Origin of the sequence: Mycolicibacterium chlorophenolicum, assembly GCF_001044235.1 — a bacterium.
GTDB classification, from domain to species: domain Bacteria; phylum Actinomycetota; class Actinomycetes; order Mycobacteriales; family Mycobacteriaceae; genus Mycobacterium; species Mycobacterium chlorophenolicum.
This window is the reverse complement of sequence record NZ_JYNL01000064.1, coordinates 707,057-720,614: the sequence shown is the minus strand read 5'-3', so window position 1 is coordinate 720,614 and position 13,558 is coordinate 707,057. Positions and strand designations below refer to the sequence as shown.

13 protein-coding genes are annotated in these 13,558 nt (G+C 70.0%); 5 read left to right on the top strand and 8 right to left on the bottom strand.

Going from position 1 to position 13,558, the window contains the following annotated elements; translation table 11 throughout:
- Positions 1-14: 14 nt before the first annotated feature.
- The 3 genes from MCHLDSM_RS25800 to MCHLDSM_RS25790 are packed head-to-tail and all read right to left on the bottom strand — an operon-like array spanning position 15 to position 2,672.
- Positions 15-794, bottom strand: coding sequence for an ABC transporter ATP-binding protein (locus tag MCHLDSM_RS25800; RefSeq protein WP_048472578.1), 780 nt, complete (start codon positions 792-794; stop codon positions 15-17).
- Positions 778-1,806, bottom strand: a complete 1,029-nt coding sequence (locus tag MCHLDSM_RS25795; protein ID WP_048472577.1) for a taurine ABC transporter substrate-binding protein — start codon at positions 1,804-1,806, stop codon at positions 778-780. Before MCHLDSM_RS25795 ends, MCHLDSM_RS25800 begins: the two co-directional genes overlap by 17 nt.
- Positions 1,803-2,672, bottom strand: a complete 870-nt coding sequence (locus MCHLDSM_RS25790; protein ID WP_048472576.1) for an ABC transporter permease — start codon at positions 2,670-2,672, stop codon at positions 1,803-1,805. The genes MCHLDSM_RS25795 and MCHLDSM_RS25790 overlap by 4 nt, the downstream gene beginning before the upstream one ends.
- Before the next feature lie 236 nt (positions 2,673-2,908).
- Between MCHLDSM_RS25790 and MCHLDSM_RS25785 the strand changes: the two genes are divergently transcribed.
- A complete protein-coding gene (locus MCHLDSM_RS25785; RefSeq protein WP_048472575.1) occupies positions 2,909-4,435 on the top strand; it encodes a Re/Si-specific NAD(P)(+) transhydrogenase subunit alpha in 1,527 nt (508 codons plus the stop codon).
- Positions 4,436-4,439: 4 nt separating this feature from the next.
- Positions 4,440-5,879 (top strand): Re/Si-specific NAD(P)(+) transhydrogenase subunit beta, encoded by a 1,440-nt coding sequence (gene pntB, locus MCHLDSM_RS25780; RefSeq protein WP_048472574.1) that lies wholly within the window; start codon positions 4,440-4,442, stop codon positions 5,877-5,879.
- 75 nt (positions 5,880-5,954) lie between these two features.
- Here the strand turns inward: pntB and MCHLDSM_RS25775 are convergent, their stop codons facing one another.
- Positions 5,955-7,136 carry a sensor histidine kinase gene (locus tag MCHLDSM_RS25775; protein ID WP_109788934.1) on the bottom strand — a complete coding sequence of 394 codons (1,182 nt, stop codon included), beginning with the start codon at positions 7,134-7,136 and terminating at the stop codon, positions 5,955-5,957.
- Between the two features lies 1 nt (position 7,137).
- Complete coding sequence (locus MCHLDSM_RS25770; protein ID WP_082169070.1) at positions 7,138-7,779, bottom strand: response regulator; 642 nt, start codon at positions 7,777-7,779, stop codon at positions 7,138-7,140.
- Positions 7,780-7,924: 145 nt separating this feature from the next.
- Between MCHLDSM_RS25770 and MCHLDSM_RS25765 the strand changes: the two genes are divergently transcribed.
- Positions 7,925-8,887: a helix-turn-helix transcriptional regulator gene (locus MCHLDSM_RS25765; protein ID WP_048472573.1), complete on the top strand. Its 963-nt coding sequence runs from the start codon at positions 7,925-7,927 to the stop codon at positions 8,885-8,887.
- A gap of 1 nt (position 8,888) precedes the next feature.
- On the opposite strand, the gene MCHLDSM_RS25760 is transcribed toward MCHLDSM_RS25765, so the two are convergent.
- Positions 8,889-10,403 (bottom strand): FAD-dependent oxidoreductase, encoded by a 1,515-nt coding sequence (locus tag MCHLDSM_RS25760; protein WP_048472572.1) that lies wholly within the window; start codon positions 10,401-10,403, stop codon positions 8,889-8,891.
- A 140-nt stretch (positions 10,404-10,543) separates the two neighbouring features.
- On the opposite strand from MCHLDSM_RS25760, the gene MCHLDSM_RS25755 reads away from it, so the two are divergent.
- Both MCHLDSM_RS25755 and MCHLDSM_RS25750 read left to right on the top strand, forming a co-directional pair.
- Positions 10,544-11,776, top strand: coding sequence for an acyl-CoA dehydrogenase family protein (locus tag MCHLDSM_RS25755; protein WP_048472982.1), 1,233 nt, complete (start codon positions 10,544-10,546; stop codon positions 11,774-11,776).
- The gene (locus tag MCHLDSM_RS25750) at positions 11,776-12,576 is read left to right on the top strand and encodes a tyrosine-protein phosphatase (protein ID WP_048472571.1); all 801 of its coding nucleotides are present in this window, start codon (positions 11,776-11,778) and stop codon (positions 12,574-12,576) included. Before MCHLDSM_RS25755 ends, MCHLDSM_RS25750 begins: the two co-directional genes overlap by 1 nt.
- 78 nt (positions 12,577-12,654) lie before the next feature.
- On the opposite strand, the gene MCHLDSM_RS25745 is transcribed toward MCHLDSM_RS25750, so the two are convergent.
- Positions 12,655-13,140, bottom strand: coding sequence for a DUF456 domain-containing protein (locus MCHLDSM_RS25745; protein WP_048472570.1), 486 nt, complete (start codon positions 13,138-13,140; stop codon positions 12,655-12,657).
- Between the two features lie 3 nt (positions 13,141-13,143).
- Complete coding sequence (locus MCHLDSM_RS25740; protein ID WP_048472569.1) at positions 13,144-13,551, bottom strand: PPOX class F420-dependent oxidoreductase; 408 nt, start codon at positions 13,549-13,551, stop codon at positions 13,144-13,146.
- Positions 13,552-13,558 lie beyond the last annotated feature (7 nt).

Genomic DNA, 13,558 nt, shown 5'->3' with positions numbered 1-13,558 from the left:
GCCGGCTCGAGAACTCAGGCCGCGGCGGCTTTGACGGCCCGGCCGACCTCCGCGCGCAACTCGCCGTACTCCGGCGAGCGACGCAACTCGTCGGGGTCGACGCCGGTGCGGGGCAGGTCCACCGGAATGTCCAGCGCGACCTGTCCGGGGCGACGGGTCAGCACGACGATCCGGGAACCGAGAAAAGCCGCCTCGTCGGCGCTGTGCGTGACGAACACCGTGGTGCGCCCCGATTCCGCGCTGACCTGACGGACGTCCTCCTGCAGGCGCTCCCGGGTCAGCGCGTCGAGCGCGGCGAACGGCTCGTCGAGCAGGAACAGCGGCGTCTCGGCGGCCAGCGCCCGCGCAATCGCGACGCGCTGCTGCTGGCCGCCGCTGATCTCCCAGATGCGCCGATGTGCGGTGCCCGACAACCCGACCCGGTCGAGGAGCTCGTCGCGACGCTCGGCCCGTCGGTCCCGCGGCACCCTGGCGTACTTCAGCGCCAACTCGACGTTCCCACCGACCGTCCGCCATGGGAACAGCCGCGGCTGCTGGAACACCACCCCGGCGGTCACGCCGGGAGTCGGTGCGGCACCGGCGATTTCGACCGATCCCTGACTGGGCGCCTCGAAACCGGCGAGCAACCGCAGCAGCGTGCTCTTGCCGCAGCCGGACGCGCCGACGAGCACCAGGAACGACCCCGGGTCGACCGTCAGGTCGACGGGTCCCAGCGCGGTGACCTCGTCGCGTCCGCTGCCGTACCGGTGGGAGACCGACGCGATCCGGATCGCCGCGTCACTGCGCGAGGACACCCGGCAGACCCTTGGTGTAGATCGCGTCCTGGAACGTCTGCAGCGGCGCCGCGGCCGGGATCTGCTTCTGCTCGGCGAGGAACTCCGACGCGCTCTGCAGGTTCACCGTGATGTTGCCCGGTTTACCCTCGGAGCCAAGCCATTCCGGCGACGCCACTTGCTCGGGGGTCAGGTACACGCCCTGCTTGAGCTGGCCGGCGACCTCGTCGGCACTCAGCCCGATCTCGGCGGCGATCGCCGAGGACGCGGCCGCGGGATCCTTCTGGATCAGCGTGAGCGCGCGCGCTTCCTGCTGACGCCAGATGTCGACCACCTCGGGGTGCTGCGCGGCGAAGTCGTCGGCGACCGCACCGAGGTCGAGCGTCGGCTTGCCGTCCTTGGCCAGCTGCCGGCTGGTGATCAGGTCCTTGCCCGAGGTGCGCAGCTGGTCCAGCGTCGGCAGCCACGTGTAGGCGGCATCGATGTCACCGCGCTCCCAGGCCGCCAGGATCGCCTGGGGCTGCAGGTCGACGAGCTGAACATCGTTGGGCGACAGGCCGTTCTGGTTCAGCGCTGCGAGCAGACTGTAGTGCGCGGTGGACGCGAACGGCGTGCCGATGCGCTTGCCCCGCAGCTGCCCGATGGTGTCGATGCCGCTGCCGTTGCGGGCCACCAGGGCCTCGTTGTCGCCCGCGACGTCGAGCACGAAGGCCACCTTGTAGGGAATGTTCAGCGGCGCTGAGAGCCCCCGCGCCACCGGGCTGGACCCGAGTGCGCCGAAGTCGAGTTCCTTGGCGATGAACGCGGTGTTGACGTCGGCGCCGGAGTCGAACTTCGTCCACTTGATGTTCCAGTCGGGCAGCGCCTCTTCGAGCCACTTGTTGTTCTTGACGATCAGATCGCCGCTGGGGAAGCTCTGGTAACCGATGCGGATGGTCGGCTTGTCGGCCTGCTGCCCGGAGTTGTCGACCGAGCACCCCGCCAGCGCCAGCACGGCCGCGACCAGTGCGACGATCAGGGACTTGCGTTTCATATCTTTCCTCTCCAGGGGACGGCCCGGCGCTCGACCGACCGCAACAGGCCGTCGATCACCAGACCCGAGACGCCGATGGCGAAGATGCCGACCAGCACGACGGGGGTGTTGTTGTAGTTGCTGGCGTCCTTGACCAGACCGCCGATGCCGGGAATGCCGTTGAACAGTTCGGCGGCCACTACCGACGAATAGGCCATACCGACGGCCAGCCGGATCCCGGTGAACGTCTCCGGCAGCGCCGACGGGACGACGACGTCGCGGATGACCTGGCGCCGTGACGCGCCCAGCGCGCGGGCGGCCTCCTGCAGCCCGACGGGCGCGGCGACCACGGCGGCGGTGGTGGCCACCGCGGCCGGCGGCAGCGCGGCCAGCGCCAGCAGCGTGATCTTGGGGGCCTCGTCGATGCCCAGCCAGATCACCAGAAGGAAGAAGTAGGCCAGCGGCGGCAGCGCCCGCAGGAACGTCAGCCACGGTTCGAGCACGCTGCGCAGCCAGCCGACCGATCCCATGACGAGTCCGAGCGCGACGCCGATCGCCACGCCGATGACCACGCCGGCCAGCACGCGGCGCAGCGTCATGTAGAGGTGCTCCCACAGCAGGTATCCGGCGTAGCCGCGGACGCCGTCGTGGGTGGTGGAGACGTCGACGAAGGCCCGCCACACCGTGGCCGGGTAGGGCACGAACGTCTGGTTCCAGATCCCGCTGGCGGCCGCCGCCTGCCACACGGCGCCGAACACGACGACCGACAGCAGCGGCAGGGCGGCGCGGGTCAGCCGGCGGCGCCACCGGGCGCCGCGGGGTCGCGCGTCAGGGCCGGGCGCCGCGGTAGCGGCGTCCTCGGTCGCGATGTCGACGAAAACGGACACCGGCAGACATTGACGGATCCGTCATGGCGGGCATAGAGCTGCGCTCAGCCTGAGTTGAACTTCGTCCGGCGCCCTCCCCCATGCGGGGGAGATAGCTGATCGGATTGTGAGTCGTGCGCGTGGCGTCTTTAGACTGTCATCCTCCACGTCCAACGACGAGCAGCGTCGAAGTGCCCGGCACGCCGCCGGGGCCCTTCCGCAGATTCGTGCGCGAAGCCTAGATCGGATCGACATCGATGATCATCGGGATACCGAGAGAGTCCTTGCCCGGAGAGACCCGCGTCGCGGCGACTCCGCAGACGGTCACCCAGCTGCTCAAGCTGGGCTACCAGGTGGCGGTGGAGTCCGGCGCCGGCGCTGCGTCGAGTTTCTCCGATGAGGCGTTCGCCGAGGCCGGCGCCGAGATCGGCGATCCGTGGCAGGCCGACGTGGTGCTCAAGGTCAACGCGCCGAACGACTATGAGATCGCCCTGCTGCGCGACGGCGCGACCCTGGTCAGCCTGATCTCGCCGGCTCTCAAGCCGGAACTGCTCGAGAAGCTGTCCGGCCGCCCGATCACGGTGCTCGCGATGGATGCGGTGCCCCGGATCTCGCGGGCGCAGTCGCTGGACGTGCTGTCGTCGATGGCCAACATCGCCGGCTACCGCGCCGTGGTCGAGGCCGCGCACCGCTTCGGCCGGTTCTTCACCGGACAGGTGACCGCGGCGGGCAAGGTGCCGCCGGCCAAGGTGCTGGTCGTCGGCGCCGGCGTGGCCGGCCTGGCCGCGATCGGCGCGGCCGGCAGTCTGGGCGCCATCGTGCGGGCCACCGACCCCCGCCCCGAGGTCGCCGATCAGGTGAAGTCGCTGGGGGGCGAATACCTGGCCGTCGATCCCGCGGCGGCCGAGGTGTCGGCCACCGGCTACGCCAAGGAGATGGGTGACGACTACAAGGCCCGCGAAGCCCAGCTCTACGCCGAGCAGGCCAAGGACGTCGACATCATCATCACCACCGCGCTGATTCCCGGCCGGCCCGCGCCGCGCATCATCACCGCCGAGATGGTGGCCTCGATGAAGCCGGGAAGCGTGATCGTCGACATGGCCGCGGCCAACGGCGGCAACGTCGAGGGAACCGTCAAGGACCAGACCGTCGTCACCGACAACGGCGTCACGATCATCGGCTACACCGACCTGGCCGGCCGACTGCCGTCGACGGCGTCGCAGCTGTACGGCACCAACCTGGTGAACCTGCTCAAGCTGGTGACCCCCGAGAAGGACGGCCAGCTCACCCTCGATTTCGATGACGTCGTGCAGCGGTCGGTGACCGTCGTGCGCGACGGCGAGATCACCTGGCCGCCGCCGCCCGTGCAGGTCTCGGCCGCACCCGCGGCCGCGGCGGCAGCCGGACCGGTCGCACAGAAGCCGGCGAAGACGCCGATGTCGACGGGTCGCCGGCTCGGCACGGCGTTCGCCGCCGCGGCGGTGCTGTTCGCGCTGATCGCGCTGTCCCCCGCCGCGCTACAGGTGCACCTGACGGTGTTCGCGCTGGCGATCGTGATCGGCTACTACGTGATCGGCAACGTGCACCACGCGCTGCACACCCCGCTGATGTCGGTGACGAACGCGATCTCCGGGATCATCGTCGTCGGTGCGCTGCTGCAGATCGGGCATGGAAATCCCGTCATCACCGCGGTGGCCGGCCTAGCGATCCTGCTGGCCAGCATCAACGTCTTCGGCGGCTTCGCGGTGACCCGCCGCATGCTGGCCATGTTCTCGAGGAGCTAGGACCATGTTGACCTTGGAGACCGCCGCCACCGCGGCGTACGTCGTCGCCGCGCTGCTGTTCATCCTGGCGCTGGCCGGGCTGTCCAAACACGAGACGTCGCGCGCCGGCAACTCGTTCGGCATCGCCGGCATGGCCGTCGCGCTGATCGCGACGATCGCGCTGGCGCTGGCCCGCCACATCGAGCCGCTCGGTCTGGCGCTGCTGGTCGTCGCGATGGCGATCGGCGCCGCGATCGGGCTGTGGCGCGCGAAGGTCGTCGAGATGACGGGCATGCCGGAGCTGATCGCGCTGCTGCACAGCTTCGTCGGCCTGGCCGCGGTGCTGGTCGGCTGGAACGGCTACCTGCACGTCGAGCGCGACGCCGGCGGCGCCGAGGCGCTGCAACTGGGCCGCGAGGGCATGCTCGGGATCCACTCCGCCGAGGTCGTCATCGGCGTGTTCATCGGCGCGGTCACGTTCACCGGATCGATCGTCGCCAACCTGAAGCTCTCGGCGCGCATCAAGTCCGCGCCGATGATGCTGCCCGGCAAGAACGTCCTCAATGTCGGCGCGCTGGTGGTGTTCGTCGCGCTGACCGTGTGGTTCGTCATCGACCCGCAGCTGTGGCTGCTCGTGGTCGTCACGGTGCTGGCGCTGCTGCTCGGCTGGCACCTGGTGGCCTCGATCGGCGGCGGCGACATGCCCGTCGTGGTGTCGATGCTCAACAGCTATTCGGGCTGGGCCGCGGCGGCGTCGGGCTTCCTGCTGGGCAACGACCTGCTGATCATCACCGGCGCGCTGGTGGGATCTTCGGGTGCGTACCTGTCCTACATCATGTGCAAGGCGATGAACCGGTCGTTCATCTCGGTCATCGCCGGCGGGTTCGGCATCGAAGCGGGCCCCGCCGAGGACAAGGACTACGGCGAGCACCGCGAGATCACGGCCGACGGTGCGGCCGAACTGCTCGCGTCGGCGAGCTCGGTGATCATCACCCCCGGTTACGGGATGGCCGTCGCGCAGGCGCAGTACGGGGTCGCCGAACTGACCCGCAAGCTGCGCGACCGGGGCATCGAGGTGCGCTTCGGCATCCACCCGGTCGCGGGCCGGCTGCCCGGGCACATGAACGTGCTGCTGGCCGAGGCCAAGGTGCCCTACGACATCGTGCTCGAGATGGACGAGATCAACGACGACTTCGACGGCACCAGCGTCGTCCTGGTGATAGGCGCGAACGACACCGTCAACCCGGCCGCGTCGGAGGACCCGTCCAGCCCGATCGCCGGCATGCCGGTGCTGACGGTGTGGAACGCCGACAACGTGATCGTGTTCAAGCGGTCGATGGCCTCGGGTTACGCCGGCGTGCAGAACCCGCTGTTCTTCCGGGAGAACACCCAGATGCTGTTCGGCGACGCGAAGGACCGCGTCGACGCGATCAACGCGGCGCTGTCGGAGACGGCGAAGGTCTGACCCCACTGGACCCACGTCCGCACGTTCTGGACGAGGTCACTCGCGTTTCCTCTGTACAACGTGCATACGTGTGACTCACTGCTCGGGCGGCGACGTCGCGGTGACGACGGTGCCGCGCCCGGGTTCGGAGTCGACGTCCATCGACCCGCCCATCGCGTCGAACCGGGCCAGCAGCGACCCCAGCCCGATGTGGCCTGCAGCCAGCGACGTGCCGACGATGTCCGGATCGAAGCCGCGGCCGTCGTCGCCGACGGTCAGGATGACCCGGTCGCCGCGGCGCATCAGGTCGACGGTCACCGTCGTGGCGCCGGCGTGCTTGCCGACGTTGGTGAGCAACTCGCGTGCCGCCCGGTACAGCAGGGACTGCGACGCCGGCTTGCCGACCTCCTCGAGCTCGGCCACCACCTCGACGTCGTAGCGAATCTGGAACTGCCGCAACAACTCCCGGATGCCGGCGGTCAGGCCCAGTTGCGCCAGCACCTGCGGGTGCAGTTCGGTCACGGTGGAGCGCAGCCCGCTCGCGGTCTCCTGCAGCGCGGTGTAGACGAGGTCGAGCGCCGGGTCGGGGTGCCGCTCACGGGCCTCCTCGAGCTCCATCCGCGCGGCGAGCAGCGTCTGCAGCGGACCGTCGTGCAGATGCTCGGCGATCTCGCGGTTGTGCCGCTCGTCGGACTGCATGGCCTCGGAGACCAGCTGGCGGCGCACCTCCTGCAGAGCCCGCAGCCGGGACGCGCGCCGCGCCAGCACGAAGCTCAGCGCCGTCGTCGCGACCGCCATCCACACCATGAACCCGAAGTGGGTGTACACCATGTTCGGCAGGCCGACCTTGTCGTCGCGCTTGGAGTAGAAGATCCACACCGTCAGGTAGCCGCCGGCGGTGACAGCGCCGATGATCGCGGTCAGCGTGGGCCGATCCTGGAACGCCACCGAGATGGGCAGCAGGAAGAACACCGGCAGCAGCGCCGCCGTCGCCCCGCCGCTGACCAGGCACAGCGCGATGATCACCGCCAGATCGGCGATCGTCGACGCCCAGTCGGCCCAGCGCGGCACCGGCCCCCGCAGCACCGCGAGCAGCCACACCACCGCGGCCACGGCGTAGCAGCCCAGGATCCCCGCGTAGAGCTGCGGCAGCCAGTGGTCGACCTCCCAGATCCACACCAGCACGCCGATCAGCGCGATCAGCGGCAGGCGCAGCACCGCGGAGACGCGCACGGGTTCGGCGGCCAGATAGTCGCGGCAGGTGCGCAGGAGATCCACGTCAGTCCAGCAGCTTGCGGCGCATCGCCTCGGCGACAACGGCGCCCCGGTCGCTGACCCCGAGCTTCTCGTAGAGCCGCTGCACGTGGGTCTTCACCGTCGACGGGGCGAGGAACAACTCCTTGGCCATCGCCGGGATGCTGCTTCCTTTCGCGATGAGTACCAGCACCTCGCGTTCGCGCGGGCTGAGCACCGGGGCGTCGGGCTCGGCGCGGCGGCGGATCTCACCGGCCAGCCCCGCGGCCAGGCTCGGCGCGATCACGTCGCGTCCCTTCGCGCAGTCCAGCACGGCATTCACCAGCTCCCCGCGCGTCGACTCCTTGGGCAGGAATCCGGCCGCCCCGTCCTGCAGCGCGCGGTAGACGATCGCGGACTCGTCGTGCGCGGAGATCAGCAGCACCCGCGTCGGCAGGTCGTCGCGCGTCACCGCCGCGGCGACGGCGGCGCCGTCCATGCCCGGCATCCGGTAGTCGAGCAGCGCGACCTGCGGCCGGTGCTCGCGGATCGCCGCCAGCGCGGCCGGCCCGTCGTCGGCCTCGGCCACGACGTCGATCGACCCGCTGGACTGCAGCGCCCGCACCACCCCGTCGCGGAACATCGGGTGGTCGTCGCCGACCACCACGCGGACCTTGTCGGTGCTCACCGCGCCACCATGGCGCTCAGCATTCCACAGCAAAGCCACGGCCCGCCGTGTTTGGGCACTGCGTCGGTCCGCCCGGTAAAGTGGGCGCCGGCAAGGGGGCGAAGCCATTGGCCCCGCGGCACCGCTGTACCTGGCGGGAGGCTTCATGACCAGCAGTGATGCTCCGAATGAGGATCTGGTTTTCCACAGCACGGATCTCGCGGCGACCGAGGATTTCCTGGTACGCGCGTACACCAAGATGTCGATCGGCGCGGACGCCGGCGAAACGGCGTCGGCTCATGTCGAGCGCCGGTGGGTGGGTCCGGTCAACGTCGACGAACTCCGTCTCGATTTCACGATGTCCTACGACGCGGCCCCGCTGGGGCGGGTCTGCTTGTGCCGGGTGCAATACGGTCACATCGAGGAGAACTTCATCGGCGACTCGCCGGACGTGTTCGCCCCCGGCGACGTCGCGCTGTTGTCGCCGCCGGAACTGCCGTACTCGGGTCGGGTGTGCAGGGCCGGCTACGACCTGACGATGTTCGACACGACGCTGCTCGACCGCGTCGCGTCCTCGGCGCGGCCCGCCGACGGTGTGCGGCTGACCGGTCACCGTCCGGTGTCGGCCGCCGCGCAGCGCCGGCTGAGCCGCACCATCGACTACGTCCGCAGCGTCGCGAAGGCAGACGAGCCGCCGACCCCGCTGGTCGCCTCGACCACCGCGTCGATGCTCGCCGCGGTCGTGTTGTCGACCCTGCCCAGCAACGCGGTCGTGGCGCCGACGGCCACCGACCGGGCCGATGCGAAGCCCGAATTGTTGCGCCGCGCTGTGGCTTTCATCGACGACAGCGCCGAGCGCGACGTGACGCTGGTCGACATCGCCGAGAGTATCCATGTCACCCCGCGGGCGCTGCAGTACATGTTCCGCAAGCACCTGGACATGACGCCGATGGAGTACCTGCGCCGGGTGCGGATGGATCACGCGCACCGCGAGCTGCTGCGGTCGGATCCCGCGAGTACGACGGTCGGGATCGTCGCCGCGCGGTGGGGATTCGCCCACACCGGGCGCTTCGCCGGTTTGTACCGGCAGGCCTACGGGGTGAACCCGTCGGACAGCCTGCGCCGCTGAGCTACTGGGACGGGGTCAGACCGCGGGTCGCGGGGCCCTCGATCAGCGCGCCGTCGGGTGCGAACCGGGAGCCGTGCAGCGGGCACTCCCACGCCAGGTCGGAGTCGTTCCAGGTGACGACGCCGCCCAGATGCGGGCACACCGGGGACACCGTGCGGGTCACCCCGTCGACGACGCTGGTGGCCGTCATCCGCCAGGGCGCGCCGCTGACGATGCCCTGGCCCTCCTCGGGTTCGCCGGATGCGGTCAGCGGGGCCACCCAGCCCTTGGCCAGGTGCAGTCCGACCTGCATGTTGAGCTGGAGCGCGGTCGGGATGCCGCTGAGTTCGTGTGGGCTCCAGCTGGCGAACGCCGCCGCCCAGTCCATCCGGCCGCCGAGGATCCGGGACGACAGCGCCAAGGCCGCGGCAACCCCGTTGGTCATCCCCCACTTGTCGAATCCCGTTGCCACGAGCAGGTTCTCGAACTTGGGCAGTAGGGGGCCGACATAGGGCAGTTCGTCGATGGGGTGGTAGTCCTGCGCCGACCAGTAGTGGGTCTGCACCGCGCCGGGGTAGTGGAGCGCCGCCCAGCGCGCCAGTTCGGTGACGGCGTTCTTCGGGTGGTCGGCCCGCCCGACGGTGTGGCCGGCGCCGCCGACGATCAGCTTGTCGCCCGTCGGGGTCGGCGCATAGCGCACCGAGCGGGTCGGCGAGTCCACCGACAGGTACATCGACCGGGTGATGTCGCCCGGGACGTCGAAAGCCAGGCAGTAGGAGCGTTTGGCCTCCATCCGCGCGAAGAAGAAGCCGCGGTCGAGCACCGGCGTTCCGGTGGCCAGCACCACGCGCTGCGCGGTGACGGTGTGCTGGGCGTCGCGGGTGTCCTGGGCCTCGGCGGTGCGGCGCAGGCTCACCCGCAGCGGGCCGGTGCCCGACACCGTGGTGGCGCGCACGCCCTGCAGGAGGGTGCCGCCGTGCTTCTCGAGTTCGGCGACCAGGCTGGACAGGTACGGGATCGGGTCGAATTGCGCCTGTTCTCGCAGCCGCACGCCGCCGGCGAACGGGAACGGCACGTCGGCCTCGTCGACCCACTGCGCGTCCAGGCCGGCCTCTTTGCATGCCGAGAGCACGCTGCGTGCCGTGCTCAGGCCCTTCTCGTTCTGGGCGTAGGCATGGTCGTCCTCGCGCTGATAGCTCAGCCCGTGCTCGTCGCAGTGCCGCAGCAGCCACTCCCGGCCTTCGGTGTTGCCGGTGACGTAGGCGCGCAGCCGGTCGGCGCCGTGCTTCTGGGCGATGTTCGCCAGCTTGCTGCCCTGCAGCGCGCTGACCTTGCCGGTGGTGTTGCCGGTGGTGGCAGCGCCGACGTGGCGGGCCTCGACCACGACGACCTTCTTGCCGGCCCGGGCGAGCAGCGCCGCCGTGGTCAGGCCCGTGATCCCGGCGCCGACCACCACGACGTCGGCGGTGTTCACGTCGTCGATCACCCCTGCGGGAGTGGGGTTCTCCAGCCGGCCGTCGGTCCACAGAGAAGGCATGGCGCGCGGTGTACCCGCCGCACCTGCGACCAAACGCCGCGGGTTCGCGCGTCGTACGAGCTGGCAGGCATGCGCCGTGAGCAGGCAGTCCTGACCGCCTCCACGCCGCCGTCTTCGACAGGTGTCATATCGTGGCGGTCATGGACTTCGCGATGTCTGCCAAGGCGGCCGACTACCACCAGCGGTTGACCGATTTCATGGTCGAGCACGTCATTCCGGCCGAAGAGTCGTACGACCGCTACCGCCTCGAGGCGGGCCGGGACGACCACACGGTGCCGCCGGTCATCGAGGAGCTCAAGAAGCTGGCCAAGGAGCGCGGGCTGTGGAACCTTTTCCTACCCGCCGAGTCCGGCCTGAGCAACTTGGAGTACGCCCCGCTGGCCGAGCTGACCGGCTGGAGCATGGAGATCGGGCCCGAGGTCACCAACTGCGCGGCGCCCGACACCGGCAACATGGAGACGCTGCACCTGTTCGCCACGCCCGAGCAGCGGGAGCAGTGGCTCGAGCCGCTCCTGGCCGGTGAGATTCGCAGCGCGTTCGCGATGACCGAGCCCGCCGTGGCCTCCAGCGACGCCCGCAACATCGAGACCACGATGCTGCGCGACGGCGACGACTACGTCATCAACGGCCGCAAGTGGTGGATCTCGGGGGCGGCTGATCCGCGCTGCACGATCCTCATCGTGATGGGCCGGACCAACCCGGACGCAGCCAGCCACCAGCAGCAGTCGATGATCCTGGTGCCCACCGACACTCCCGGGGTGTCGATCGAGCGTTCGCTGCCGGTGTTCGGCTGGCAGGACCAGCACGGCCACTGCGAGATCACGTTCGACAACGTGCGGGTGCCGTCGTCGAATCTGCTCGCCGAGGAGGGCAGCGGTTTCGCGATCGCGCAGGCACGGCTGGGGCCGGGGCGCATCCATCACTGCATGCGGGCGATCGGCGTGGCCGAGCGGGCGCTGGCGCTGATGATCGACCGGGTGCAGAAGCGGATCGCGTTCGGCAAGCCGCTGGCCGAGCAGGGCGTGGTGCGGGAGTCGATCGCGTTGTCGCGCAATCAGATCGACCAGACCCGGCTGCTGTGTCACAAGGCGGCGTGGACCATCGACGAGCACGGCAACAAGAGCAAGGACGCCCAGGTGCTTGTCGCGCAGATCAAGGCGGTGGCCCCGAAGGTGGCCTGCGACGTGCTCGACCGGGCCATCCAGGTGCACGGCGGAGCCGGGGTGTCCGACGACTTCCCGCTGGCCCGCATGTACGGCTGGCACCGCGCGATGCGCCTGTTCGACGGTCCCGACGAGGTGCACATGCGCACCATCGCGCGCGCCGAGCTCGGCAGGGAGAAGTCACCCCTTGCCGCGGCGGTGACGCGCTAGTGGCGTCGGTCGGCGACGAACTCTCCGGCGCGTGGAACTTCCGTGACGTCTCCGAGCAGACCGGGATCGCACCGGGGAGGTTCTTCCGCGCCAGCGAGTTGTCGAAGCTCGACGACGACGGCCGCAGCACGCTGAGCGGATACGGCGTCACCGATGTCGCGGACCTGAGGACGCTGCGCGAACTCGAGCGGCACGGGCCGGGCCTGGTGCCGGCGGGCGTCGACATCCATCATCTGCCGTTCGTCGAGACCTCCGCGTCCGACGACGAGGCGCCGCACGAGCACGCGTTCCAGCGGATGATGACCGACAAGCCCGACGGCATGTCGGTCGCCGACGCCGCCGCGCGCTACATGACCGAGGAGTACGGCCGCATCGCGGCTGCGCCGCTGGCGCAGCGCGCGGTGCACCGGGTGGTGACGCTGCTGGGTTCGGGCCGCAGCGTGCTGGCGCACTGCTTCGCGGGCAAGGACCGCACGGGCTTCGCGATCGCGACGGTGCTGGAGGCCGCGGGGGTGGACCGGGACGCCATCATGGCCGACTACCTGCGCAGCAACGCCGCGGTTCCGCGACTGCGCGAGAGCATCCTGGAGACGGTGCGGCAGCGGGCCGCCGAATCGCCGGAGGTGCTCGAACTCGCCGAGGCGCGGCTCACCGACTCGGTGCTCGGCGTCCGCGAGGAGTACCTGGAGACCGCGCGGCGCACCATCGACGACGAATTCGGTTCGCTGCGTGGCTATCTCGAGGCGACCGGGCTGACCGACGCCGACATCGAGCGGCTGCGCACCGCCCTGCACGGCTGAAGCGCTACCGCAGCGCCCAGTGCACGCTTTGTGACGGAAAATCGCCAATTTCCGTCAGAATGCGTGCACTCGAGGCGCTCACACCGTCAGATACACCCCGACGGCCCAAGTGACCGTCGCCAGTAGCGCCCCGGTGAGCTCCACGCCCACCGACAGCGCGACACCCTTGATCGCGTGCACCGTCGAGGCCCATGCCCGGGTGAGGTTGCGGCGCATGGCCATTTCTGCGGCGAACACCCCGCCGACGAAGCCCACCAGGAGGCCGACGACCGGTATCACGAAGAACCCGACGATGCCGGCCAGCGCACCGACCACCAGCACCGAGGTGCGTACCTGCGCGTCGCGCATGCGCCGGGCGGGCCAGGTGTACTTGATCACCGCGGCCGCCGCGAAGAACGCCGCGGCGATCCCGAAAGTCACCCACGCCGTCGCGGTGCCGACCACGTAGGCCCACACCCCGATCGCCGCGATCACCAGCACCCCGCCGGGCAGGATCGGCACGATGATCCCCACCAGGCCGATGGCGATCACCAGCCCGACGAGGACGATCCCGCCGGCACTCATTCCTCAGCCCCGCATCGGGGTGTTGACCTTGTCGGCCTCGATGGTGACGACCAGCCGGGTCTCGTCGGGGTTCCCGCTGAAGTACGGGTACGGGATGCCGAGGTACTTCTGCGACAACTCGTCGATGCCCTCCTTGCCGCCCTCGCTGGTCATCGACACCACCCGGCCGCGCACCTCGAAGAAGCGGGCGACGTCGTCGGGATCGGCGACGTTGACGGCGATGCGCGGATCACGCCGCAGGTTCCGCTCCTTCTGCATGCCGCCGACGATGTTGAGCACGACGTGCTCGCCGTCGGTGGTCACCCACGTCTCGGTGAGCTGCGGGGAACCGTCGGCCATCAGCGTCGCCACGAAGCACGGGCTGGGCTTGCGGAGCAGCTCGAGCAGGGCGTCGGGTAGGGCAACTGGCATGGCGCTA

What these genes read in the sequence shown, in the direction of transcription:
- MCHLDSM_RS25760 (WP_048472572.1), bottom strand. Translation starts at nt 10,403, where the DNA reads ATGCCTTCTCTGTGGACCGACGGCCGGCTGGAGAACCCCACTCCCGCA.
- MCHLDSM_RS25755 (WP_048472982.1), top strand. Translation starts at nt 10,544, where the DNA reads ATGGACTTCGCGATGTCTGCCAAGGCGGCCGACTACCACCAGCGGTTG.
- MCHLDSM_RS25745 (WP_048472570.1), bottom strand. Translation starts at nt 13,140, where the DNA reads ATGAGTGCCGGCGGGATCGTCCTCGTCGGGCTGGTGATCGCCATCGGC.
- MCHLDSM_RS25795 (WP_048472577.1), bottom strand. Translation starts at nt 1,806, where the DNA reads ATGAAACGCAAGTCCCTGATCGTCGCACTGGTCGCGGCCGTGCTGGCG.
- MCHLDSM_RS25785 (WP_048472575.1), top strand. Translation starts at nt 2,909, where the DNA reads ATGATCATCGGGATACCGAGAGAGTCCTTGCCCGGAGAGACCCGCGTC.
- MCHLDSM_RS25765 (WP_048472573.1), top strand. Translation starts at nt 7,925, where the DNA reads ATGACCAGCAGTGATGCTCCGAATGAGGATCTGGTTTTCCACAGCACG.
- pntB (WP_048472574.1), top strand. Translation starts at nt 4,440, where the DNA reads ATGTTGACCTTGGAGACCGCCGCCACCGCGGCGTACGTCGTCGCCGCG.
- MCHLDSM_RS25740 (WP_048472569.1), bottom strand. Translation starts at nt 13,551, where the DNA reads ATGCCAGTTGCCCTACCCGACGCCCTGCTCGAGCTGCTCCGCAAGCCC.